Origin of the sequence: Actinoplanes sp. M2I2, from assembly GCF_023544445.1 — a bacterium.
Lineage (GTDB): Bacteria > Actinomycetota > Actinomycetes > Mycobacteriales > Micromonosporaceae > Actinoplanes.
On the sequence record NZ_JALPVJ010000005.1, the window covers coordinates 675,436 to 698,877 of the forward strand.

Annotated in this window: 21 protein-coding genes; 11 read left to right on the forward strand and 10 right to left on the reverse strand. The window is 71.3% G+C overall.

Going from position 1 to position 23,442, the window contains the following annotated elements; all coding sequences use genetic code 11:
• Positions 1-25: 25 nt before the first annotated feature.
• Complete coding sequence (locus HJC40_RS14190) at positions 26-1,435, reverse strand: DedA family protein (RefSeq protein ID WP_250001513.1); 1,410 nt, start codon at positions 1,433-1,435, stop codon at positions 26-28.
• 275 nt (positions 1,436-1,710) lie between these two features.
• Here HJC40_RS14190 and HJC40_RS14195 point away from each other — a divergent pair, with 275 nt between their 5' ends.
• The 4 genes from HJC40_RS14195 (at position 1,711) to HJC40_RS14210 (ending at position 5,053) form a co-directional block, all read left to right on the forward strand.
• Positions 1,711-2,121: a hypothetical protein gene (locus tag HJC40_RS14195; RefSeq protein ID WP_250001514.1), complete on the forward strand. Its 411-nt coding sequence runs from the start codon at positions 1,711-1,713 to the stop codon at positions 2,119-2,121.
• Between the two features lie 290 nt (positions 2,122-2,411).
• A complete protein-coding gene (locus HJC40_RS14200) occupies positions 2,412-3,023 on the forward strand; it encodes a copper resistance CopC family protein (protein WP_250001515.1) in 612 nt (203 codons plus the stop codon).
• 1 nt (position 3,024) lies between these two features.
• A complete protein-coding gene (locus tag HJC40_RS14205; RefSeq protein ID WP_250001516.1) occupies positions 3,025-4,161 on the forward strand; it encodes a Gfo/Idh/MocA family protein in 1,137 nt (378 codons plus the stop codon).
• A 148-nt stretch (positions 4,162-4,309) separates the two neighbouring features.
• On the forward strand, positions 4,310-5,053 hold the full coding sequence (locus tag HJC40_RS14210; protein WP_250001517.1) for an NAD(P)-dependent oxidoreductase: 744 nt from the start codon (positions 4,310-4,312) through the stop codon (positions 5,051-5,053).
• Here HJC40_RS14210 and HJC40_RS14215 read toward each other — a convergent pair.
• From HJC40_RS14215 to HJC40_RS14225, 3 genes are all read right to left on the reverse strand, one after another.
• A complete protein-coding gene (locus HJC40_RS14215; protein ID WP_250001518.1) occupies positions 5,043-5,480 on the reverse strand; it encodes an SRPBCC family protein in 438 nt (145 codons plus the stop codon). The genes HJC40_RS14210 and HJC40_RS14215 overlap by 11 nt on opposite strands.
• A 63-nt stretch (positions 5,481-5,543) precedes the next feature.
• Positions 5,544-6,644, reverse strand: coding sequence for a hypothetical protein (locus HJC40_RS14220; protein WP_250001519.1), 1,101 nt, complete (start codon positions 6,642-6,644; stop codon positions 5,544-5,546).
• Complete coding sequence (locus HJC40_RS14225; protein ID WP_250001520.1) at positions 6,641-6,796, reverse strand: hypothetical protein; 156 nt, start codon at positions 6,794-6,796, stop codon at positions 6,641-6,643. The genes HJC40_RS14220 and HJC40_RS14225 overlap by 4 nt, the downstream gene beginning before the upstream one ends.
• A 208-nt stretch (positions 6,797-7,004) precedes the next feature.
• Here HJC40_RS14225 and HJC40_RS14230 point away from each other — a divergent pair, with 208 nt between their 5' ends.
• Positions 7,005-7,787, forward strand: coding sequence for a polysaccharide lyase family 7 protein (locus HJC40_RS14230; RefSeq protein ID WP_250001521.1), 783 nt, complete (start codon positions 7,005-7,007; stop codon positions 7,785-7,787).
• A 50-nt stretch (positions 7,788-7,837) separates the two neighbouring features.
• Here the strand turns inward: HJC40_RS14230 and HJC40_RS14235 are convergent, their stop codons facing one another.
• A complete protein-coding gene (locus tag HJC40_RS14235; protein ID WP_250001522.1) occupies positions 7,838-8,386 on the reverse strand; it encodes a TetR/AcrR family transcriptional regulator in 549 nt (182 codons plus the stop codon).
• Positions 8,387-8,447: 61 nt separating this feature from the next.
• On the opposite strand from HJC40_RS14235, the gene HJC40_RS14240 reads away from it, so the two are divergent.
• From HJC40_RS14240 to HJC40_RS14250, 3 genes are all read left to right on the forward strand, one after another.
• Positions 8,448-10,169, forward strand: coding sequence for an ABC transporter ATP-binding protein (locus tag HJC40_RS14240; protein WP_250001523.1), 1,722 nt, complete (start codon positions 8,448-8,450; stop codon positions 10,167-10,169).
• 92 nt (positions 10,170-10,261) lie between these two features.
• The gene (locus tag HJC40_RS14245; protein ID WP_250001524.1) at positions 10,262-13,015 is read left to right on the forward strand and encodes an FtsX-like permease family protein; all 2,754 of its coding nucleotides are present in this window, start codon (positions 10,262-10,264) and stop codon (positions 13,013-13,015) included.
• The gene (locus HJC40_RS14250; protein WP_250001525.1) at positions 13,005-13,817 is read left to right on the forward strand and encodes an ABC transporter ATP-binding protein; all 813 of its coding nucleotides are present in this window, start codon (positions 13,005-13,007) and stop codon (positions 13,815-13,817) included. Before HJC40_RS14245 ends, HJC40_RS14250 begins: the two co-directional genes overlap by 11 nt.
• On the opposite strand, the gene HJC40_RS14255 is transcribed toward HJC40_RS14250, so the two are convergent.
• Positions 13,814-14,842, reverse strand: a complete 1,029-nt coding sequence (locus HJC40_RS14255) for a glycosyltransferase family 2 protein (RefSeq protein ID WP_250001526.1) — start codon at positions 14,840-14,842, stop codon at positions 13,814-13,816. The genes HJC40_RS14250 and HJC40_RS14255 overlap by 4 nt on opposite strands.
• Before the next feature lie 201 nt (positions 14,843-15,043).
• Entirely contained in the window at positions 15,044-16,648 is a 1,605-nt protein-coding gene (locus HJC40_RS14260) for a chitinase (RefSeq protein WP_250001527.1), read from the reverse strand.
• A gap of 204 nt (positions 16,649-16,852) precedes the next feature.
• Here HJC40_RS14260 and HJC40_RS14265 point away from each other — a divergent pair, with 204 nt between their 5' ends.
• Both HJC40_RS14265 and HJC40_RS14270 read left to right on the forward strand, forming a co-directional pair.
• On the forward strand, positions 16,853-19,873 hold the full coding sequence (locus HJC40_RS14265; protein WP_250001528.1) for an EAL domain-containing protein: 3,021 nt from the start codon (positions 16,853-16,855) through the stop codon (positions 19,871-19,873).
• A 38-nt stretch (positions 19,874-19,911) separates the two neighbouring features.
• Positions 19,912-20,712: a phosphotransferase gene (locus HJC40_RS14270; RefSeq protein WP_250001529.1), complete on the forward strand. Its 801-nt coding sequence runs from the start codon at positions 19,912-19,914 to the stop codon at positions 20,710-20,712.
• Between the two features lie 33 nt (positions 20,713-20,745).
• Here the strand turns inward: HJC40_RS14270 and HJC40_RS14275 are convergent, their stop codons facing one another.
• Complete coding sequence (locus tag HJC40_RS14275) at positions 20,746-21,102, reverse strand: DUF4839 domain-containing protein (RefSeq protein WP_250001530.1); 357 nt, start codon at positions 21,100-21,102, stop codon at positions 20,746-20,748.
• 116 nt (positions 21,103-21,218) lie between these two features.
• Positions 21,219-21,821 carry a TetR/AcrR family transcriptional regulator gene (locus tag HJC40_RS14280; RefSeq protein ID WP_250001531.1) on the reverse strand — a complete coding sequence of 201 codons (603 nt, stop codon included), beginning with the start codon at positions 21,819-21,821 and terminating at the stop codon, positions 21,219-21,221.
• A gap of 56 nt (positions 21,822-21,877) precedes the next feature.
• On the opposite strand from HJC40_RS14280, the gene HJC40_RS14285 reads away from it, so the two are divergent.
• Positions 21,878-22,726, forward strand: coding sequence for an alpha/beta fold hydrolase (locus tag HJC40_RS14285; RefSeq protein ID WP_250001532.1), 849 nt, complete (start codon positions 21,878-21,880; stop codon positions 22,724-22,726).
• Here HJC40_RS14285 and HJC40_RS14290 read toward each other — a convergent pair.
• On the reverse strand, positions 22,723-23,280 hold the full coding sequence (locus tag HJC40_RS14290; RefSeq protein WP_250001533.1) for a class IV adenylate cyclase: 558 nt from the start codon (positions 23,278-23,280) through the stop codon (positions 22,723-22,725). The genes HJC40_RS14285 and HJC40_RS14290 overlap by 4 nt on opposite strands.
• Between the last annotated feature and the right edge of the window lie 162 nt (positions 23,281-23,442).

The window sequence follows — 23,442 nt, forward strand, 5'->3', positions numbered from 1 at the left end:
AATCCCAGCCGGCGACGGGCGTCGCTCAGCCTCGCCCCTGGAGCGCGCCGGGCACCCCACCCGGGGCGGGCAGCGGCCGCCGGGAAGCCCAGATGGCGCCGTTGAGCACGGCCCAGGCCACCCCGAGCAGCACGGCCGCGATCGTCTCGCTGAGGCTGCTCCAGCCCAGATAGACCCACGAGCCGGCACAGACGGTGAGGACGGCGGCGGCCACGGTCGTGACCGCGACGCGCCGGGGCCAGGTCAGCCGCCGGGCCAGCAGCCAGGCCAGCAGGCCGACGACCGCGGCCAGCTGGGCACATCGGCCGGAGGCGAGGGCGGCCAGGGCGGGGCCGGCGTCGCCCAGCGTCTCGCCGGTGCCCCGCACGACCAGCGGCATCGGGCCGCCGTACTCGAAGGCGGACGGGAAGATCACCTCCGGCCGGCTCTGCCAGGACGGCGGGGAGACCACGGCCAGGACGAGAGCCAGGACGGCCATCGGGGCCAGCGGGGCCAGGCTGTCCACCAGGCTGCTGCGGCGCCACCAGGCGTGCGTCAGCGCGACGACGGCGGCCACGGCGAGCACCAGCTCCGGGCTGACCGAACTGGCCAGTTCGAGCGCGAAGCGATAGCCGTCGGACGTCCACTGTCCGCGGGCCCACGACGTCACCGCGTCGTCGGCGGCGGCGAGTCCGCTCAGCTCGACGATCAGCGGGATGACGGCGACGAGCAGGGTCGCCAGCACCACCAGGGCGCCGAGGCTGGTCAGCAACCGCGTCACCCGGCCGTCCCGCAGCGCGGGCCGGCTCGGCGTCCGCAGCGCGGGCCAATTCGGCGTCCGCAGCGCGGGCCGGCTCGGCGTCCGCGGTGGGTGCCGGCCCAGCCAGCGACCGGCCAGCGCCAGGGCGATCAGCAGCGCGGTGAGCACGGCCAGCGCGCCCCCGGCCCGTCCGGCGCGGGCCGCGAGCACGTCGTAGGAGGCGCCGGCCAGATAACTGCCCAGCACGAGCCAGAGCGCCCAGCCGACCGCTGCCGGGCTGTGCCAGGCCACGAACGACCGGTACGGCACACCGTTCATCCCGGCCAGGCGGGGCACCAGCGTGCGGGCGCCGACCACCCACTGCCCGAAGAAGACGGCCCGCCCACCGTGCCGGTCGAAGATCCGCTCGGCCCGGTGCCAGTGCCGCTCCTTGACCCAGCGGGCCCGCGGTCCCCGGCGACGCCCGGCGACATATCCACCGGTGCCCCCGAGGACCGCCGCCCCCGTTGCGACCAGCACGGCCGGGACGATGCCCACCACCCCCTCGTTGGCGAGCAACCCCAGCGCGACCAGCGCCGTCGCCGAGGGCAGCACCAGCCCGGCGAGCAGCGCGGCCTCCGCGGCCACGAGCGCAGCGACGACGACCAGCACCAGCCCCGCGGGCAGCGCCCCGATCAAGTCTCCGACCGTCTGCACGTAGGCAGACTAGGAAGGCGCGCACCCCAGGCGGATCGGTGAAAACCCCCTAAGCACCCCGGGGCCTCGCTCGCGTACAGCGCCCGCGTACAGCGCCCGGAAAACGTTTATCCCGATACGCGTCCGCCGAAACGTATTATTCCCGATCCTCTTTTCGGTTATCGATCTTCCGGGTTACCCGGCGTGTTGAATGGCGCATTCCGGCGCCGCGGAGTGCTTTCCTGATCATGCAACACCGAATAGTCGATACCGCCCTCCTGGAAGGGGAGTAAGACATGAACAAGGTGACGCGACTTCTGACGACGGCCGGTCTCGGCCTGCTGGCCGGCGTGGCCTTCGGGGTCGGACCGGCGCAGGCCGTGGAGGCCCCGGCGACCGCCTCGGCCCAGTCCCAGACCGGCTCGACGCAGGCCGACAGACACCGTGGCCGCGAGGTGACGGTGGGCTACTACCGCTCGATCCGGGCCTGTGAGCTGGCCGGTCGCATCGGTGAGCGGTTCGGCCGCTGGAACGACTACGACTGTGAATTCCAGCGGCGCGGCTTCCACCGCGGCACGTTCGCCCTCGAGGTCGAGCGCGGCTGGAGCTGGGGCCGCCCGGGTCACGACCGGGGCCACGACCGTTTCGGTGACCGTGGGCACGACCGTTTCGGTGACCGCGACGGGCGCGGGCCCCGCGGCCGCTGACAATTGTTCCGCTCAATCCGTACCACTTTTCCCGGCGTTTCCCCGACGCCTGAACGGCATTTCGCATTTCTGATGTGCGGCACGCTCCCGCGGGCCGCCGGAAAGGAGTCGCCCCGGGCCCCATTTCGCTGATCACGATCCCACGGGTCCCCGCCGGTGCCGGGCGCGTTTCGCGCCCGGCACCGGTGCGTGCGCGACGATCGGCGGCACTTCCGCGGGCCGGGGAACGACCGGCAACCTCCGGCCGAACTACCATGGCGCCACGTACGCCTGCGGAAGGAACCGTTGACATGGCCAGACCCCGCCGCCCGAGGCTGACCCGCCTGCTCGTCGCGCTGGCCGCGACGCTGGCCGTGCTGCTGCCGGGCGCCCCGGCGTTCGCCCACAACGCGCTGGCCCAGGCCACCCCGGCCAAGGGCGCCACCGTCAAGAAGGCCCCGACCAGCGTCAAGCTCAAGTTCCTGCAGAAGCTCAACCCCGACTACACGACGATCACGGTCACCGGCGCGGCCAAGGTCGACGTCTCCGAGCCCAAGGTCGACGGGGCCACCGGCGCGGTCTCCTTCGACCCGCTGGCCAACGGCGCCTACACGGTCGCCTACCGCGTGGTCTCCAAGGACGGCCACACGGTCCAGGGCTCCTACAAGTTCACCGTCGCCGACCCGTCCGCGACGGCCGAGCCGCCCGCCGGCGACGCGCCGTCCGCGCCGGCGCCCGACGAGTCACTGGTCGCGGCGCCCCCGCCGCCGGCGAGCGCGGCCGCCCCGGCCCCGACCACCGACCTGGCCTCGGCGCAGGACGACGACTCCAGCACCGGTGTGATCGTCACGATCGCCGTCGTCGTCCTGGCCGCGCTGGGCCTCGGCGGCTTCCTCATCGCCCGCCGTCGCCGGACGACCTGACATGGAGCCCGAGCTGGGCGTCGCCGTCGTCGGTTTCGGCTGGATGGGCCGGGTGCACGCCCAGGCGTACGCCCGGGTCCCGCACCACTTCGCCGACGCCCGGCCGCTGCGGCTGGTGTCGGTGGCCGACGACGTGCCCGGGCGCGCCGAGGCGGCCGCCCGGCGGTACGGCTTCGAGGAGTCGACGGCCGACTGGCGCTCGCTGGTCGGTGACCCGCGGGTGCGGGCCGTCAGCATCACCACGCCCAACTTCCTGCACCGCGAGATGGGAAGCGCATTCGCGGCGGCCGGGCAGCACATCTGGATCGAGAAACCGGTGGGGCTGACGGCCGCCGACGCGCGCGCCATCGTCGGCGACATCCAGGTCACCGTGGGGTTCAACTACCGCCACGCCCCGGCCGTCGAGAAGGCGCGGGGGATCATCGCGGACGGCGGGATCGGAACGGTCACCCACGCCCGGTTCCGGTTCCTCAGCGACTACGCGGCCCACCCCGACGGCGCGCTGAGCTGGCGCTTCGAACGAGCCCGGGGCGGCAACGGGGTGCTCGGCGACCTGGGCGCGCACGGCGTCGACCTGGTTCGCCACCTGCTCGGCGAGATCGACTCGCTGGTGGCCGACACCGCGATCTTCATCCCGGAACGCCCCCGCCCGACCACCGCGACGGCCGGTCACCAACGGGCCGCCGGCGAGCCCGGGCCGGTCGAGAACGACGACTACTTCGGCAGCCTGCTGCGGATGGTCTCGGGCGCCCGGGTGACCCTCGACTGCAGCCGCGTCGCCGTCGGCGAACAGAACAGCTACGGCTTCGAGATCCACGGCACGACCGGCGCGCTGTTCTGGGACTTCCGCCGCATGGGCGAGCTCGGCGTCGGCACCGGCCGGTCCTATCAGGACGAGCCGGTGCGCACCGTGTACGTCGGCCCCGCAGACGGCGACTTCGGGGCCTTCCAGCCGGGCGCCGGCATCCCCCTGAGCTTCGACGACCTCAAGGTCATCGAGGCGGCCCGGTTCCTGCGGTCGGTGACCGACAATCAGCCGTACGGGCCGTCGCTGACCGACGCCATCCGGGCCGCCGAGGCACTGGACGCGATGGAGCAGTCGGCCGCTTCCGGCCGCTGGGTCACGCTGCCCCGGTAACCGGCGCGGCTGAGCCGGGCCAGGCCGGGCCGTCCTCCGAACCGACTCAGGAGGAAGCCGACGACGCCGGCCGGGGCCGACGCCACGTACGGAACTCCGTCCGCGACTCCCGGGAAATCCATGTTCCAAGAGGGGTATCACGTCGACCATGGCGGAGATTCTCATGACCGGGGCGGCGGGGCGGATCGGGCGGATGTTGCGGACCCGGCTGGGTCATCTTCCGTGGCGGCTGACCGACCTGCGGCCGGAGCCCGGGGTGTCGGCCCTCGACGTCAGGGACGCCGCGGCGGTCGCGGCGGCCTGCGAGGGGGTGGACTCGGTCGTCCACCTGGGCGGGATGGCCGGCGGCGGGTCGTTCGACGAGGTGCTCGAGGCCAACGTCCGGGGCACCGAGAACGTGTTGCGGGCCGGGGCCGGGCGGGTCGTGCTGGCGTCGAGCAACCACGCGGCCGGGTTCTGGTCCCGCGCCGACGCCGGCCCCGGCGGCCTGCCCGACGATGTGCCGCCCCGGCCGGACAGCTATTACGGCTGGAGCAAGGCGGCGATGGAGTCGCTGGGGCGGCTCCACCACGACCGCTTCGGTGTGCACGTCATCTGCCTGCGGATCGGGGCGTGCTTCGAGCAGCCGCGGGAGCCCCGGGACCGGGCGATGTGGCTCTCTCCCGGCGATGCCGCCCGGCTGGTCGAGGCTTCGCTGCGGGCGACCGGCTTTCGGGTGGTGTGGGGCGTCTCGGCCAACCGCGAGCGCTGGCTCGCCACGACCGGCGCCGAGGCGATCGGCTTTGTCCCGCGCGACGACGCGGCCGACTGGCCCGTGGACGAGCCGGACTTCCACCGGCCGGAGCACCGGCTGGTCGGCGGCACCGCGCCGGCCCGCCCGATCACCGGCTGAAGCGGCGGGCCAGCTCGGCCAGGCGGGCACGCTGGACCGAAGCGGCCTGCCTGACGACGAACGAGCGGAGCACCGCGGGCGACGACACCTCGATCGACTCGGTCAGGGCCGCGCCCTCCTCGGCGGGGGCCAGATCGACCGTCGCGGTGAGCCGTACGCCACCTGGGCTGACGACGTCGCTGACCAGCCGGCGACCGGGCTGCGCGCCGTTCAGCGTGACCCGGATCGGGTTGTCCCAGTGGAACGGCCCGAACCGGAACCGCTCGACCGCCACGTAGGAGGTCGCGTCCCCGGCCGGACGGATCTCGCGGACGGCGACGACGAGCGGCGACAAGCCGACGTAGCTCTGCGGATCGAGCAGGTGGGCGTAGATCTCCGCGGGCGGGACGGAGAGCAGAACGGTGTCGCTGAACCGGTCGGTCGGCATGACCGAGAATCGTAGACGGTCCTCTATGGACAGCGCTGATCGTCCGGCTGAGCCGGGTTCGTCTCAGGCCGTCGTCGCGGCCGGGCCCCCTGCCGGGCGGCGGCCGGCGGCGGGTCGGCGGCGGCCCGCTGCGGCAAGGGCGAGAATCGCGGCGGCGATGGCCAGCGTCACGCCGACCTGGTCGAGATGGTCGACGACTGATCCATAAGTCGGATCGATGCCCCGATCGACGGGATCGGTGAGGGCGAAGCTGCCCCATCTCAGGTAGAAGTCGGCGACGGGAGCGACGGCGGACCAGAGCGCGGTGAGACCGAGCGCCAGAGCGGCCATCCGGCGCGCCAGCGTCCGGCCTCGGAGGCGGTAGCCGGCCCAGGCGGTGAGGAGCCAGCCGATCGTCGCGCCGATGAGCCATCCCAGCAGCATCGCTCCTGGTTCCCACCTCGGCGGCATCAGCGAAACGGTGGTCAGCAAACCGGAACCGGCGGCGCCCGGCGCCAGGACCGCATTCGCGTGAACGTGCAGGACGTGGCCGTCACGGGTGGCCTGGAACGTCTGGTGGATCTCGTCGGGGCCGGTTCGGGTGATCCCTGGCCGGGGCGCGAGCTTGTTGCCTCCGTACGAGGCGACGGTGTACCCCTCGACGGGGCCGAGCGTCCAGCCGTCGGCTTGCAGTCGCGCCTGCGCCGCTTCGGTCGTCCAATTCGCGAATCGCTGCTCGTCGGGGTTGGCCACGTTCACCTCCCACGGCGTCTGTCGCAGGCCGGCGGGTCGCTGGACGTCCGGCGCGATCAACGGCGCGCCCGCCACGGTTTCCGCCATCCGCCGGGCCGCCGCGTCGGACGGCAGATCCGCGGCCGTCTGCCAGACCAGCCACGAGCTCACACCCGCTTGCACGGCTCCGAGAACCAAGGCCGCGAGCACGGCCGCGAGCACCGCCGACCGGCCGACCGGCAGGCGGAATCGCTGCCGGACCGCACCGCGCAGCACATCGATCGTGTCGGCTCCGGCCGGCCGACGACGGCCCGGCTCGGCCGAGTCCATCAGCATCGTGAGGATCTCCTCGCCGTGGACACGGCGGTAGTCGGCGGGATAGGCCCACAGAAGCCGCCGATACCGGCGCTCCAGAGCGACCTGCGCCGGCACGAACTCACCTGAGGCGGTCATCTGCGAACCCCGATGGCGTCCGGTCGCGCCCGCAGTCGGCCTTCGGCATGGTCGTCGAGCCGGCCGACGCCCGCGTCGATCACCCTGCAGCCGAGATCGAGCCCTGTCACCAGGGCGGTGAGGATCAACGTCGGATTCCGCATCGCTGTCACAGCAGCAGATTACGGTGCGCGGTATATACCGTCAACCTGAGCCGCCAGGAGAGCCGACGCCACCCGGCGGGCCATCATCCACTCACCGCCACTGAAGATGCTCAAGAATATTTAAGGATCTGACCAGGGCTGACGTTGACAGGACATCGATAGCTGCCTTTATTGTTAACCATCTTGCCAAATCCCCCACGGCAAATGAGGTATCCCCATGAAGAAGCGCACGCTGCTCGCCGCCGTACTGTCCACGGCCGTCGTCGCCGGGCTCGGCGCGCTCGGTGTCACCAACGCCAACGCCGCCGCGCTCGACCCGGCCGTCGCCCCGGGCGGCAACTTCAACCTCTCCGTCTGGTCGCTCCAACTGCCCATCGGCTCCCCCGGCGCCCCCGAGACGATCCCGCCGTCCCGGCTCAAGGGCGCCGGCGGGTACACCAACCCGACGTACTTCTGGACCGACAAGAACGACGGCTCGATGACGTTCTGGGCCCCCGAGAAGGGCGTGACCACGCCGAATTCCAAGTACGCCCGGTCGGAACTGCGCGAGATGAACGCCAACGGCTCGGCCGCCGACTGGTCGCTCGCGGGCAATCACACGCTGAGCGCCGAGCTGCGCATCGTGTCGGTCACCAAGAACGTCGCGGTCGGCCAGGTGAAGCTGGGCACCGGCGGCCCCTCGACCAAGCCGCTGCTCGAGCTCTACTACCGCGCCAACGGCGACATCTACCTCGGCCAGCAGCGCAGCCCGACCGACGGCCAGACGCTGCACAAGCTGGGCAGCGTGGCGGTCGGCCAGAAGTGGACCTACGTCATCAACGTCCGGGGCAACCAGGCCGGCGTGACCATCAACGGCAGCCGGACGAACTACACGATCCCGTCGTCGTTCAACCCGTACAAGCAGTACTTCAAGGCCGGCTCGTACAACCAGTCCTCATCGGAGAGCACCTCGAACGGCGCCAAGGTGAAGTTCTACAACCTCACCGTGACGCACGCCTGACCGCATCCGACCGCACCGGCCCGGCTTCGACGGAGCCGGCCGGCGCGGGGTCAGGCCGGCGGTGGGCGCAGCGCGTTCGACAGCGTGCGGGTGAGCAGGTCGAGCACGTGATGGCGGGACGCGTCCCGGCGCTGGCCGAGATACTCCCAGGCGGCGTACAACTGGCTCCAGAGCAGCCCGAGCACCCAATCGGCCGGCAGTGCGGGGTCGATCGAGCCGTCCGCGTGGCCGCGTTCGACGACGGCGACCAGACATTGCTCGTCCTGGGACTCCCAGCACTCGCCGCCCGCCCCGGCGAACATCAGCGACAGCAGTGAGCCCAGGTCGAAGTACTCCCGGCAGAGCCGCAGCAGGGCCTCACCGCCGGTGCCCCGCTCGAGGTCGGCCAGGGCAGCCGCCCGGACCAGACGCTCGCCACCCTCCGCGGCCACGGCGGCCAGCAGGTCGGCGCGCTCGCCGAAATAGCGATGCAGCGTCGTCCGTCCGACCTGGGCCGCGGCGGCGATGTCGCCCAGCGAGCAGGCGGGATTTCCGGCCAGCAGATCGATCGCGGCATCGACGATCGCCTGCCGCGTGCGGTTCTTGACTCCGGAGGTCACGGCCACACTGTACGGGAATGGGCATTGCCCGTCATGGAACAGATGTGTTCCACTACGAACCATGCAGATTCTGCTGCGCCTTCTCCGTCCCCACCTTCGTGTGCTGATCCTCGGGCTCGTCCTCGGGCTGGTCTCCAACGCCGCCAACCTCGCCGCGCCGCTCGCCACCAAGCGGATCATCGACACGCTGGGCACCGGCGACGCGCTGGCCGGCCCGATCTCGTTGCTGCTGGTGCTGGTGGTGATCGGCTCGGTCATCGGGCTCTGGCAGTGGATCCTCATGGGCACGCTGGCCGAGCAGGTCGTGCTGGACGCCCGCCTCTCGGTGATCCAGCGCTACTTCCGGGCCCGGCTGGCCGAGCTCACCGGGCGGCCCACCGGCGAGCTGGTGACCCGGGTGACCGCCGACCCCGGCCTGCTGCACCAGGCGTCGTCGAGCATCGTCGGGCTGATCAACGCCTCGCTGGCGTTCCTGGCGACCCTGGTCCTGATGGGCACGCTCGATGTGGTCCTGCTGTTGTGCACGCTGGCCGCGGTGGTGATCGTCGGCGCGGTCATGGCCCTGCTGCTGCCCTCGATCAGCAAGAGCCAGAAGGCCGCGCAGGACGCCGTCGGCGAGCTGGGCGGCGAACTGGAGGGCACGCTGCGGGCGATGCGGACGGTCAAGGCGAGCCGGGCCGAGGAGCGCCAGAGCGGCCGCATCGAGGCGGACGCGCGCCGCGCCGCCATGTACAACGTTCGCGCCGCCCGCCGGGCCGCGTGGGTCTGGACGGTGTCGTGGAGCGGCGTCTCGCTCGCCGTGATCGCCGTGCTGGGCGTGGGCGCCTGGCGGGCCGACGCCGGCCTGCTCGAGGTCAGCAGCCTGATCGCGTTCCTGTTGTACGCGTTCCAGCTGATGGGCCCGATCGGCGAGCTGACCCAGAACGTGACCGCGCTGCAGTCCGGCATCGCCGCCGCCCGGCGGATCAGCGAGGTGTACGCGATGACCGAGGAGACCTCCGACCCGCGCCCCGGCGCCCGGGTCCCCGACGCTCCGGTCCTCACGATCGACGACGTCACCCTGCGCTATGCCGAGGACGCGCGTCCCGCCCTCGACGGTGTCACGCTGACGATCCCGTCGCGCGGGCACACCGCGATCGTCGGCCCGTCCGGCGCGGGCAAGACGTCGCTGTTCTCGCTGCTGCTGCGCTTCCTCGATCCGCAGTCGGGCGAGATCCGTCTGCAGGGCCGGCCCTACGGGTCCCTCACGCACAGCGAGATCCGGGCCGAGCTGGCGTACGTCGAGCAGGAGGCGCCGGTCGTGCCGGGCACCATCCGCGACAACCTGCTGTTCAGCTATCCCGACGCCACCGAGGAGGAGGTGCGGTCGGTGCTGGAACGGGTGCACCTGACCGACAAAGTGGCGTCGCTCCCCCAGGGCCTGGACACCCCGCTGTCCGGCGCCGAGCTCTCCGGCGGCGAACGCCAGCGCATCGCCCTGGCCCGGGCTCTCGTGCGCACCCCGGCCGTCCTGCTCCTGGACGAGGCCACCGCCCAGGTCGACGCCCTGACCGAGGCCGCCCTGCAGGATTCCGTACGGGAGAGGGCGCAGTCGGCCGCGGTGGTCACCATCGCCCACCGACTGTCCACAGTGATCGAGGCCGACCGCATCATCGTCCTCGACAACGGCCGCGTCCGGGCCGTCGGCACCCACGACTCCCTGCTCGAGTCGGACGACCTCTACCGCGGTCTCGTGGAGGCCTTGCGCATCGCCGTCCCGGTCGCCCCGGCCGGAGCGGTGTGACCGTTCGTCCAGCCGTGCCGGGCCGCGCCGCCACCGGGAGTTGATATAGCTTCCTGGTAGGGCCCACGGGGGGCGACGGTCGAGGGAGGGCCATGGCGTTCGGCGACCGGCTCACCGTGGCCGCGGTGTTCGGTGGTCTGCGCCAACGGGCCTGGTCGGTGCTGATCGTGGCCGCGTTCCTGGTGCTCGGGGCGGCCGGGTCGGCCGGGCCGATCTTCGCCGAGGCGTCGGACAACGCGGCCTTCGAGGTGCGGCGGGACGAGATTCCCGCGTCGGCCCGGCAGAACGACGCGGCGGTGGTGCGCGTGTCGGCCGACGTCGGGCCGCGCAGCGTCGATCAGCAACCCGTCCTGGACGACATGCGGGCGGTGCCGGGGCTGGAGGAGCCCGATCTCACCGGGCAGTCACTCGGCGCGGAGGTGGCCTCGCCGCAGTACTGGGGCTTCACGGTCAGTGCGGGCGGCAAGCAGGAGCGCGGGCGGTTCTTCGCCGTCCGGAACCCCGCGACCGAGGTGGTCGGGACGCCGTCGGGGGACGGACTCTGGCTGCCGCAGCCGATGGCGGCCGAGCTCGGGGTGCGGGCGGGCGACCGGATCGGGCTGTCGCTGCGCCAGGGCGCGCGCGGAAAGCCGCGGAACGCGACGACGACGGTGGCCGGGATCTACGCGGTCGATGTCGGGGGGCGGTTGCCGGCCGATCTGCCGGGCAGCCGCAAGTGGGCGCTGCGGCGCGGGGACACGCCGCCCGACACCGAGTACGAGACCCTGCCGGCGTACCTGTTGATCGGTGACCTGCCGACGGTCGAGCGGCTGGCGCAGTCCGTGGACGACCCGCTCTTCTGGTCGGTCGAGGCCGCCCTGACACCGGGCGTGACGCTGGCCGAGGCCCGGCGCACAGCCGGTGAGATCGACCTGCTGCGCCGCGAATACGCCGCCGAGCAGCCGGTCCTGGACGACGAGCCGACGGCGCTGCAGTTCGCGTCCGGCATCAGCCGCATCGTCGCGACGGCCCAGGCCACCACCGAGGCCGTACGGCAGCGGACCCGCCCGGTGGAGTGGTCGGCGATCGCCATCGGGCTGGCCTCGGTGCTCGCGGTGGCCCTGCTGTCGGCCCGGCGCCGCGAGCGGGAACTGCGGCACGCCGCCGCCGTGGGCCTGCCGCCGATCCGCGTGGGCGGATTGTGGCTGCTCGAACACCTGTTGCCGGCCGCTCTCGGCGCGGGTCTCGGGTGGCTCGTCGCCTGGCAGCTCGTCGACCGGCTCGGCCCGCCCGGCGCCATCGAGAATTCGCTGTCCACCGCCGCCCGGGCGGGCGGCCTGGCCGTGCTCGCCGGGCTGCTGGCGGTCGCCGTGGTCGGCGCTCTCGCGGCTTCCCGCCGGGTACGCCCGGCACCACCCGCGACGGCGCGGCGAGCCCTGCCCTGGGGCTCGATGGTGGTGATCGCCGCGCTGGTCGCCGCGGGCGGGCTGATCGGCGCGGGCGGGCCGGCCGGCGGGGTCGACCTGCTCGTGCCGCTGCTCGTCCTGGCCGCGGTCGGGGTGGTCGCCGGGTGGCTGCCCGGCCGCCTCGCGGGCTCCCGCGCGCGCCTGCCGGGCTCGCCCGGCCGGGCCGTGTGGTGGCTGGCCCGGCGCCGGCTCGGTTCGGGTGGCGCCGAACGCCGGCTCACCGTCGTGGTGGTGACCGCGGGCCTGGGGATGCTGCTGTTCGCGCAGTCGGCGGTGCGCACGACCGAGATCTCGGCCGGCGACCGGGTCGCGGTGGCGGCCGGCGCCGAGGGGGTCGGCGTCCTCGAAGGCTCGTGGCAGCTCGACAAGGCCGCGCCGCTGGTGCCGGAGCAAGTGGAGTTCCGCGCGCCTCCGGAGGGGCCGGTCCCGGGCGTACGGGTGCCGCCTCTGCCCGGGGGGACCACGGTCGTGTGGCGGACCGACGTGCGGACGTTGCTCGACGACGACCAGAAGGACCTGCTCATCATCGACCCGGCGCGCTTCGCGGACATCGCGTTGTGGGGGCGCGGCGCCGATCTGGCCGCGGCCCGTGAGGCGGTGGCCGGCCTGGCCGCCGAGCCGATGGACGCCGGCGGGCGGCCCCGGGTGATCACCGTCGCCGACCCGGTGTCGGACGCCGAGGACACCATCCGCATGCGGCTGGGCTACCGCGACGAGTACTTCGCGATCGCCGGGCGGGTGCGGGCGTTCCCCGGTCAGCGCGGACGGCCCATGTATGTCGCGGCGGCCGACCCGACGCTGGGCAAGATGGGTGTCGACGATCCCCGCCTGCGGCCGCGCTACCAGTACCCCAACCCGCTCTTCGCGCAGGTCTTCGTGTGGAGTTCGGGTGGCGCCGAGGGGGTGCAGGCGGCCGTCGCGGGGCACGACGCGCAACCCGAGCGGATCGACACCGCCGCCGCGCTGCGCCAGGAATCGGCGTACGTGGCCACGAGCCGGGCCCGCGGCTATCAGCTGGCGATCGCCGGCTATCTGGCGCTGCTCGCGATCCTGACGTTGTGCATCTATGCCCAGCGGACCGCCGCGCTGCGCCGCCCGGCCGACCTCATGCTGGCCCGGGTGGGTCTCGGCCGGGCCCGGGTGGCGCGAGCCCGGGCGGTCGAGTTCGTCCTGCTGTCGCTGATCGCGTTCGCCGCCGCGGTGGCCGGGGTCTTTGCGCTGGCGCCGCTGGGGGCGCGGTTGCTCGACGACCAGCCCGGTCTGCTGCCGCGGTTGTCGTTCACGCTGTCACCCACCGCCGTGGTGGTCACCGCGGGCGCGGCCGTCCTGGCCACGTTGCTCGCCGTACTGATCACCCGGGATCGCTCGTCGTCGGAGGAGGCGGCCTACCGTGACGAATGAGTCCCTGCTCGAGGGCCGCGAGCTGCTTCAGTTGTACGCCGCGCGGACCGGGCCGACGCAGGCGTTGCGCGGCGTCGACGTCACCGTGACCGAGGGCCGGATCCGTGCGATCACCGGTCCGTCCGGCAGCGGCAAGTCGACCCTGCTGGCCGTGCTGGCCCTGCGCGAACGCCCGACCGGCGGCGAGCTGCGCCACCGGGGCCGGCTGGTCTCGTCGCTGTCCCGTCGCGAGTTGCAACGCCTGCGCCGCAACGAGATCGGCTGGGTCGCCCAGCGCCCCTCGCACAGCCTGTTCCCCCAGCTCGACGCCCGTGGTCAGATCACCCAGATGGCCCGGCTGCGGCGCGTCCGGGTCGACGCCGACGCCGCCCTGGCCGAGGTCGAGCTGACGTCGCGGGCCACGGCCCACCCGGGCGCGTTGTCCGGCGGCGAGCAGCAGCGCCTGGCCGTCGCCGCGGCCGGGGTCGGCGCGCCCGCCCTGCTCATCGCCGACGAGCCGACCGCCGAGCTGGACGACGACTCCGCGGCCCTGGTGCTGCGCCTGCTGCGCTCGCGGGCCGACCAGGGCAGCGCCGTCGTGCTGGCCACCCACGACGCGCGCGCGATCGGCGCCGCCGACACCGTGCTGCGGCTGCGCCACGGCGTGCTCTCCGGCGAGCACGGCTCGGGCGAGGCCGGCACCGCGACGCTCGACGGCCTGGGCCGCCTGCAACTCCCCGAGGAAGCCCTGCCCCTGTTCCCGGACGGCCGGGTGGTCGTGACCGTCGTCGACGGCCACGTGGAATTGCACCCGCCGGATTAGGCGATCGGTGCGTGCTCGCGATCCACGTCGACCGCCCCGATCTCGACCGTGAGCGGGCCGCCGGAGAGCGGGTGGGCGCTGCGCGGGGCCGGCGTGGCGGTGTCGAAGGCGACCAGGAAGGCCGGGCGCCCCTGGCTGGCCGCGTAGATGCGGCCGACGTACTCCCCGAGCAGTCCCAGGCAGATCAGCTGCACGCCGCCGAGCAGCAGCACCGCGATGTAGAGCGACGTCCATCCCGGCACGGTCGCGCCGCTCCCCCAGGCGACCAGTCCGGTGACGATCAGCGCGACGCAGAGCAGGAAGCTGAACAGGCCCAGCCAGGTGGCGATCCGCAACGGCGAGGCGGAGAACCCGGTGATGCTGTCGAAGGTCAGCCGGATCATGCGGCTGAGCGGATATTTCGTCTCGCCCGCGACCCGTTCCGCCCGCACGTAGCCGACCTCGGCGCTCGAGAACCCCAGCGACGGCACCACGAGCCGATAGACCGGCCGGGGCTCGGGCAGCTCGTTCAGCACGTCGACCACGGCCCGGCTCATCAGCCGGAAGTCGCCGGCCTGGTCGCTGACCCACGGCCCGACGAGCCGGCGCATCATCCAGTAGTAGACGCCCGCGGTGTTGCGCTTGAACGCCGTGTCGATGCTGCGGTCGCTGCGCACGCCATAGACGACGTCGACGTTCTCGCGCCGGGCCGCGGCCAGCATCTCGCCGATCACCTCGGGCGGATCCTGCAGGTCGGCGTCGATGCTCACCACGTACTCGCCCCGCGCGGCCTTGAGCCCGGCCCGCAGCGCCGTCTGGTGCCCGACGTTGCGCCGCAGGGCCACCACGCGCAGTTCCGGCCACTCGACCCGCAGCTGCATCAGCCGCGACACGGTGGCGTCGCTGCTGCCGTCGTCGACGGCCACGACCTCGTACGACTCCCCCAGCCCGTCCAGCGCCGGCCGCAGCCGAGCCACGAAGTGGTCGACCGCCTCGCGCTCGTTGAACATCGGCGTGACCACCGACAGCGTCACCGGCTGAGGCATGGGTTGCGTACTTCCTTTCAGCGTGACGACCAACGGCGAGCAAGAATAGCCGCGGTTCATGACCACGAGGTGGCCGCCGTGTACGTTGCCGCTTTTGTTGACTGCGCGCGACTGCCGCCGAAACAAAGCGTCATGAAATAGCGGCGTTCCAGCCCGCCGTCCATATCAGTGACACCGCCCGCGGCCCGGCGCCGAGCGCTGTCAGTTCGTCTTCGGTTCGCCGGGGACAGTGAAGAGCGGCTTCCAGGGGTCGTCGGCGTCGACCGGGAACTCCGTCGACGGGCTCTCGTCCTTGGTGGTCCACCTGGCCTCGTAGGGCAGGCCGTCGAACAGCACCCGGTTGCCGCGGCGATAGACGGAACCGGCCGTCCACACCTTGGTGACGCCGGTGACCGCCGGGGCCGGCCGGGGCGCCTTCTCGACCGGGCTGACCGGGCCGACCACGGTCCACGCGCTCTGCGTGCCGGCGGCCGGCGCCGCCGCCGGGTCGACGCCCGAGGTGGCCCACTTGGCCTGGTAGACGACGCCCCGCCAGACGACCTTGTAACCGGCGACGTACGACGCGGTGAGCCGCCAGATCGGGTACGGACTGGTCTTGGGGTCGTCGACGGTGGCGGCCTGGTCGGGGATCTCCACCGAGTCGTAGTTGTCGCTGCCCGCGGCCTTGCCGGGCAGACCGGCGAAGACCTTGGAGAACGCCAGCGCGTCCTGGTCGACACCGCTGCACGTGTTGGAGTGCACGACCACGTTGGCGAAGGTGCCGCGGCAGGGGGCGTCCCGGTTGAGCGACCACATGGAGACCCGGCCGAGCCCGTTGTCGACGGCGAACCGGGCCAGCCCCTCGGCGTCGGCGACGGTGAAACGCTCCTGGTCGACGTCGTTCTGACCGATCATCGGGGTGGCGCCGATCCGCGACCAGACCTGCGGTGACGTGAGCTTCTGGCCGAGCCGCAGATACAGGTCGGAAAGCTGCTTGTGGGTCCCGTTGAGCGCGCTGAGGCTCAGCGCCAGCATGTCGGGCCGGGCGTCGCCGTTGTTGTAGTCCATCGTCATCACGTTGACGCCGCGCAGGGCGACGCCCCCCTCGAGCATGCCGCGCACGACGGCGACCCCGTCCTGGGTCAGGCCGTCCGGCGCCACCGGCAGCGTCAGCCAGACGGCCAGAGGCTTACCCGCCTTCGCGCGTTCCTTCTGCACCGCCGCCACGGCCGCGACCCGGCGGCGCAGCGAGGCCTGATCGGCGACCGCGGTGCCCTCGAGGTCCAGGTCGAGCGTCTTCACGTCGTACCGCTTGACCAGTTGCCGGTAGGCCGCCGTCAGCCTGACCTGGTTCGAACAGGCCACCGCCAGCTCGGAGTTGTTGAGCCCGCCGAGGCTGAGGGTGATGTCGCCGCCGGCCTGCCGCAGCTGGTCGATGCGCCGGTCCAGCTCGAGCGCCGAGTCCGCCGCCTCCAGCGTGTACGCGCCACCCCAGCTCGGGGCGCAGGCGTTCTTGGGGTCGGCGACCACGAAGCCCAGCGCGACGTCGTTGGCCGGGTTGGCCGTCGGGTCCTGGAACTGGAACGTCGGGGTCAGCGTGACGTCGACGTAGGGCACCGCCCACGACTTGGCGGTCGGGCCGGCCGTGTTGCGCAGGTGCATCACCTCGAAGGTGCCGCCGGCACCGGCCAGGCCCAGCACGAGCAGCAGGATCAGCAGCCTCGTCCACGACAGCCGGCTGCGCGGCTGCTCCGGTTCCTGCCAGTCCGGGTCGGCCAGCGGATCGTGATCCGCCCGCACGGCTACGGGGGTGGCGCGGTCCGTCATGAAAGCCCTCTCGTTTGCGAGTCGCCACACGCTGGCGCACCGCACCGGCTGACGCGATCGGGCGAAGAGACAAGATCAACGGGACACCGGCCGGTGGCTCCAAACCGGACAACGGACGCCCCAAGTCGATCTCGCAACGACAATTCCGCCGGGTACCGCCGCGCGGTGCTTGCCGCAAAACAGGATCGAAGGGCTCAAAAACGCATGCCACGCACACCGGCGGACCATCGCAAGCGGGACGCCCAGCGCCAGTGGGGAGCCGACCGGCGGACGGAGCCTCACCCGATCGTCCCGCCCCCGGTCTCCGAAGGCAGGATCACCCGCGGCCGGCTCGCGATTGTGGTGACCATCACGGTCTGGGCCTGTTATCTCACCTACACGATCATCCAGCAGTTCGTCGCGGGTCACGCCTCGAGCGTGCGGCTCGTCATCGAGGCGATCGTGTACCTGCTCGTCGTCACCGGCCTGGCCGCGTCCGCGATCGCCTACCTGATCACGCGGATCGGCTATTTCTACCGGGCCCGGGGCCATCAGCGGGCGCCGCGGATCATGCTCGACGAGTTCATCGGCGGGAAGATGCCGTCCGTGACGGTTCTGGTCCCGTCGTACCAGGAAGACGAGCGGACCAACCGCACGACGCTGCTCTCGGCCGCGCTGCAGGAGTACCCCGGCCTCCGGGTGACCCTGCTGATCGACGACCCGCGGCAGCCCAGGACCCGCGCGGCACGGGACATGCTGCTGGCCGCCCGCGCCCTGCCCGGCAGCATCGAGGCCGAGCTCAAGGTCCCGTACCACCGGGTCTCGAACGCCTATGCGCACTTCGACGAGCAGGTGCGCCTGCGCGGCGGTTACCTGGTGGTGCTCGAGGACATGCGCCGGCTGGCCGGCGCATACCGGTTCGCCTCCGACTGGCTCTACGACCTCGGCGCCCGCCAGGAGATCGTCGACCACACCGACACGTTCTTCGTCGAGCACATCCTGCACCCGCTCGCCGTCGAGCTCGGCCAGATCTCCGGCGCCCTCGACAAGGGCGCCGACGAACAGGTCACCCTGCCCGTCGCGCGGATGAACCAGCTGCACCGGCGGCTGCTCGCCATCTTCGACGTGCAGATCACCAGCTTCGAACGCAAGAAGTACGTGTCGCTGTCGCACGAGCCGAACAAGGCGATGAACCTCAATAGCTACATCGGGCTGATGGGCGGCGCGTACCAGGAAGTCAGCACGCCGCTGGGCACCGCGCTGGTGACGGCCGGCCCCAACCGCGCCGACCTCGTCGTGCCCAACCCCGACTATGTGCTGACCCTCGACGCCGACAGCGTCCTGCTCCCCGAGTACGCGTTGCGCCTGGTCCACCTGCTCGAACAGGGCGCGTACGCGCAGCACGCCGTGGCCCAGACGCCGTACAGCGCCTATCCCGGCTCGGCGACCCGCATCGAGCGCATCTCCGGCGCGACGACCGACATCCAGTACATCGTGCACCAGGGCATGACCCACTACGGCGCCACGTTCTGGGTCGGCGCCAACGCCGTGCTCCGCAAGAAGGCCCTCGACGAAATCTGCGAGGTGTCCTACGAGGGCGACTGGGAGATCAAGCGCTACATCCAGGACCGTACGGTCATCGAGGACACCGAGTCGACGATCGACCTGGGCGTACGGGGCTGGCTGCTGCACAACTACCCCGAACGGCTCGCCTACAGCGCCACCCCGCCCGACTTCGGCTCGTTGGCCATCCAGCGGCAGCGCTGGGCCAACGGCGGTCTGCTGATCCTGTCGCGCCTCAAGGACCAGTTCCGGGCGAAGGCGAAACGCGAGGACAAGAACCGCTTCGGCGAGTACTTCCTGCGCGTCAACTACATGGCCTCCATCTTCTGGAGCTCCGTGTGCCTGGTGGTCATGCTGGCCTACCCGTTCAACAGCGAACTGCTCAACCCGATCCTGCTGCTGATCTCGGTGCCGTACTTCTTCATGATGGCCGCGGACCTCAAACAGCTGGGCTACAAGCGGTCCGACATGCTGCGCATCTACGGCTTCAACCTGATCCTGCTGCCGGTCAACCTGTCGGGCAGCATCGCCTCGCTGCTGCAGCTGCTGACCGGGGAGAAGAGCGCCTTCAAACGTACGCCGAAGGTCCGCAACCGGACGACGGCGGCGACCAGCTACCTACTGCTGCCGCTGGCCCTGATCGTGCTCTGCATCTACACGGTGTGGGTCGACATCGAGCACCACCTGTGGAACAACCTGGTCTTCGCCGTCCTGAACCTGACGCTGTCGCTGTACGCGATGGTCGCCTTCGTCGGCCTCGGCAACACGATCGTCGACCTGCTGACCCACCTGCGCACCTGGCTGATCCGCCCGGTGACGCCGAAGAAGCGGCGCGTCTCCAAGAAGAAGAAGCAGGCCGCCACGGCGACCCCCGCGGCCACCGCCGTCGGCGACTGGGCGCAGGTGCTGCACTACCGGCACGAACACGGCCCGACGGCCGGCCAGACCACCGTACGGTTGCAGCGCTCCGAAACCGGCGGCTGGTCCTCCGACAAGTCGTCGTCGAGCCAGGCCCACTCGTTCGAGGAGTTCAGCTTCTTCACGGTCTTCCAGCCCATCTACAACCTGACCACCGGCCACGTCGTCGGCTACGAGGCCCTGACCCGTTTCGCCGACGGCAGCAACCCCCGGGACGCCCTGTCGGCGGCGGCTTCCCGCGGCGTGCACCTCGCGCTGGACGCCGCCCTGATCCAGGCGTCGATCGCGTCGTCGGCGTCCCTGCCGAACGGCACGTGGCTGGCCGTGAACGTCTCGGCTGATTTGCTGAGGCGGCCGCACGAGCTCGCGCCGCTGCTGGCTTCGTCGCGCCGGCCGCTGGTGCTCGAGACGGGCGACGCGCCCGGGGCCGAGATCGCCCGGCTGGGCGGCGGGGTCCGGCTGTCCGTCGACGACCTGGGGGCGGGCTACGAGACGCTGTCGCTCATCGAGTCGGTGCGGCCGGCGTTCCTCAAGCTGGGCATCGACTCGCTGGAAGGCGTCGAACACCAGACCGCCCGGCAGGCCGCCATCCGGGCCCTCGTCAGCTTCGCCGACCAGCACGGCTGCACGGTCATCGCCGAAGGCATCGAGACAGCCGCCCAGCGCGACGCCCTGGTGGCCTGCGGCGTGCCGTTCGGCCAGGGCTTCCACCTGGGCAAGCCCGTCCCGGTCGAACGAGTCCTGGCCGGCGTCGGCGGCTGGTGACGCGCGGGCCTTGATCTCAAGGGTGGGAGGCTGCGCCCATGCGCTACTCCTGGCACGAGTTGCCGCCGGCCGTCCGGGCGGAGGTCGAGGGGCACACCGGCCCCGCCCTTCGGACGACACCCGTCCTGTCCGGGTCGATCTCCGACGTTGCCGTGGTGCTGGTAACCGATACCGGCCACTTCTTCTGCAAGGGAGCCGCCACCGACAACCCGATGGGTTGGATGCATCGCAACGAGGCCCGATGGAATCCTCACCTTCCACCGCAGGTGCCCCGCCTGCTCTGGCAATTCGAGCGCCACGGCTGGCTGATGCTCGGATTCGAGTACGTCGCCGGCCGGCATCCCGACCTGAGCCCGGGCTCGCCCGATCTCAACCTGCTGGCCACAACGCTGACCACCATGGCAACGGCACTGACGCCGTGCCCAGAGGTCAAGGTGCAGACCGCCGCCGTCCGATGGGCCGACTACCTTGCGCCCGAGGCGGTCGACGGCAACACGCTGGTACACACCGATGTCACGCCGCACAACTTCCTGCTTGACGGCGGCAGCATCAAGGTCGTCGACTGGTCGATGCCCTGCCGGGGAGCCGCCTGGATCGACACCGCGCTCATGGTCGTCCGGTTGATCCGCGCCGGCCACAGCCCAGCACAGGCAGAGGCCTGGGCCGACCGGATTCCGGCGTGGTCGACCGCCCCATCCGGGGCTGTCGACGCCTTCGCCACCGGCATCGCCGCGCTGAGTCTCGAGAGGCACCAGCAGCGTCCGTCCGCCGCCCACCTGGGTCCGCTCGCCACCGCCGCGGCCAGCTGGGCCCGGCACCGGGCCACCACGATCGGGTAACCCGGCGAACAAGCTGGTCGCTGTCCGACTTGGCTACCGGACTTCCGTCGAAACGGGGGCGAGGAAGAAGAGGCACTGGTCGGCATTGAACTGGCCCACCTTGGCAACGAAGCGGAACTTGTCGCCTTCGCCCACGGTCGCGGGGATCTTCTTGCCGGTCAGTTCCAGGTCGAGGATGCTGACGTCCTCGTACTTGAAGGCAGGACCGACCGCCGTGTCCGGTCCCTTGTCACCCGGGCCCAGGAGCAGATCGAAGCGGGTCTCGTAGCCGGCGTGGGGCGTCATTTTCACGATCGATCCGTTGAAGGCGACGGTCTTGGAGATTATCAAGCTGTCGGTGCCGCGCACTGTCCGCACGGTCTTGTACTCGTACTTGATCTCCTCGACCATGCCGCTCCACGTCCCCAGATGAACTACTCAGACCAACTGGCTCGCGAGCATAGGGACTCGGCAACCAACTCGACATCATCAAGATCACTGTGAGCGCAGCGTCGCGACCAGGCCTTCTACGCCGCCAGTGACGCGATGAGGCGGTCGATGACGGCTCCGACCTCGCGACGGGCCCGGGCCGGGTCGTCGGAGCGCGCGACGTAGAGCGACGCCTCGTCCAACGCTCCGATGAGGACGTGCGAGAGCGGCTCCGGAGGCTGGGCGAGCAGTCGCCCGGAGGAGATGGCCAACTCGACCAGGCTGTGGACGAGCCCCATGCCGTACCGGAAACTCAGCTCACGCCAGCGCTCCCAGCCCAGCACCGACGGCGCCTCGATGAGGACGATGCGCTGGACCTCGGGCTCGGCGCCGGCGTCCAGCCAGGTGGCCGCGCCCAGCTTCATCAGGGCGATCGGATCGCTCAGGCCGCTCTCGCTCACGGCGGAACCGATGCGCTTGGTCAGATCGGCCTCGACGGCCTCGAAGACGGCGGCGAACAGCTCGGTCTTGTCGGCGAACTGGTGATACATCGCCCCGCGGGTCACCCCGGCAGCGCGGACGATCGCCTCGGTGCTGACCGCGGCAAAGCCCGACGCTGCGAACAACGGCCGGGCCGCCTCGATCAGAGCCGCCCGGGTCGCCGTCGAACGCTGCTCCTGAGTTCGGCGCTCGCTTTTCATACAGACAGTACGTATGTTGGTGAGGTCACGTACCGACGGTAGCGCGAGGAGCCGGCATGGCTGTCATCGACATTCCGCAAGGACGTATGGAGTACCGAGCCACCGGACCGCTGGCCAGCACGGCACCACCGGTCGTCTTCCTGCACGGGCTGCTGGTCAACGCCGAGCTGTGGACGAAGGTCGCCGACGCGCTGGCCACCCGGGGCATCCGCAGCTACGCCCCCGACCTGCCGCTCGGCTCCCACCGCATCCCCTGGCCGACCGGCACCGACCTGAGCCCCCGCGGCATAGCCCAGCTGATCATCGACTTCCTGGCCGCCCTGGACCTGACCGACGTCACCCTGGTAGGCAACGACACCGGCGGCGCGCTGTGCCAGTTCCTCATCGACACCGACCACAGCCGCATAGGCCGCCTGATCCTCACCAACTGCGACGCCTTCGACCTGTTCCCCCCGGCCCCCTTCGGCCTCCTCGTCGCCGCCGGCCGCAACCCGACCCGCCTGCGAGCGCTGATGACCACCGTACGACCGAAGGCCCTACGCCACTCAGTGCTGGGCTACGGCGGCCTGGTCCGCGACCCACTCGACCCGGCTCTGACCCGCCGCTGGATCACCCCGCTGTTGGCCGACACCGCCATCCGCGAGGACGCGGCCGCTTTCCTGCGCCAGATCGACCCTCGGGAGCTGCTCGACGTCTCGACCCGCCTCAACCAGTTTCCCAAGCCGGTCCGCCTGATCTGGGGCGCCGCCGACCCGTTCTTCAAGATGAGCCTGGCGCGGCGCCTGCAGAAAGCCTTTTCGGACGCGACATTGGTCGAGATTCCGACCGGCCGGACGTTCCTGCCCCTGGACGAGCCGCAGGTGGTCGCCAACGAGATCGAGGCTGCACTGGCCCGCGGTTTCTAGACGGGCCGCTCGAAGGTGAGCGTTTCCTCGCGGAGGATGTCGCGGTTCAGCACGGCCAGGTACACCTCGTCGACGCTGCCGTAGCGGGCCTGCGCAAAGTCCAGCCCGAGTGCAACGGCTGCGGCGCGTACGGAGGCTTCGTCCGGCCCCTCGACCTCGAGAAAGGTGGGAAGGCCCGGCCAGGTGTCGAGGTCGAGGGTCACCTCGCCGAGCTTCCATTCCTCGCGATAGTTCTCCTGGTATCGCAAGGCTTGAAAGCCCATCGCTTCGAGCAGCGACTTGGCGGCTCCGAAGTCGTTGACGTGAATCTCGGCCTCGAGCGTCGTGTCGATCGCAGAGGTGTCGCTGGTGGTCTGCTTATAAGTCATCGTGACCCGCCGACCCTCATCGCGTAACCGAAGCCAGCCGCCCCGTTCGGCAATGTCGTCGTTCTTGAAGACGATGCGCCGCATCAACGTCCGGTCCATGACACACACGCCACCCTGAGCAGCGACCCGGTCACGGACGGCATCAGTATCAACCGCCAGAAATCGTGCTTCGAACTCGATCTCCATTAGCTCTTCTCCTGAGGTCAGATCGCGACGACTGCGGACTCCAACGTGGAAGACGACCAAGGTTTGCCTCGGCAGCCGATGCAGGACACGCGGTTCAGATCGACTCCGGCACCTGGGGGTAGTTGCCCCAGTTCGTGCCGGCAATCTTCCACCCCTTCAGCA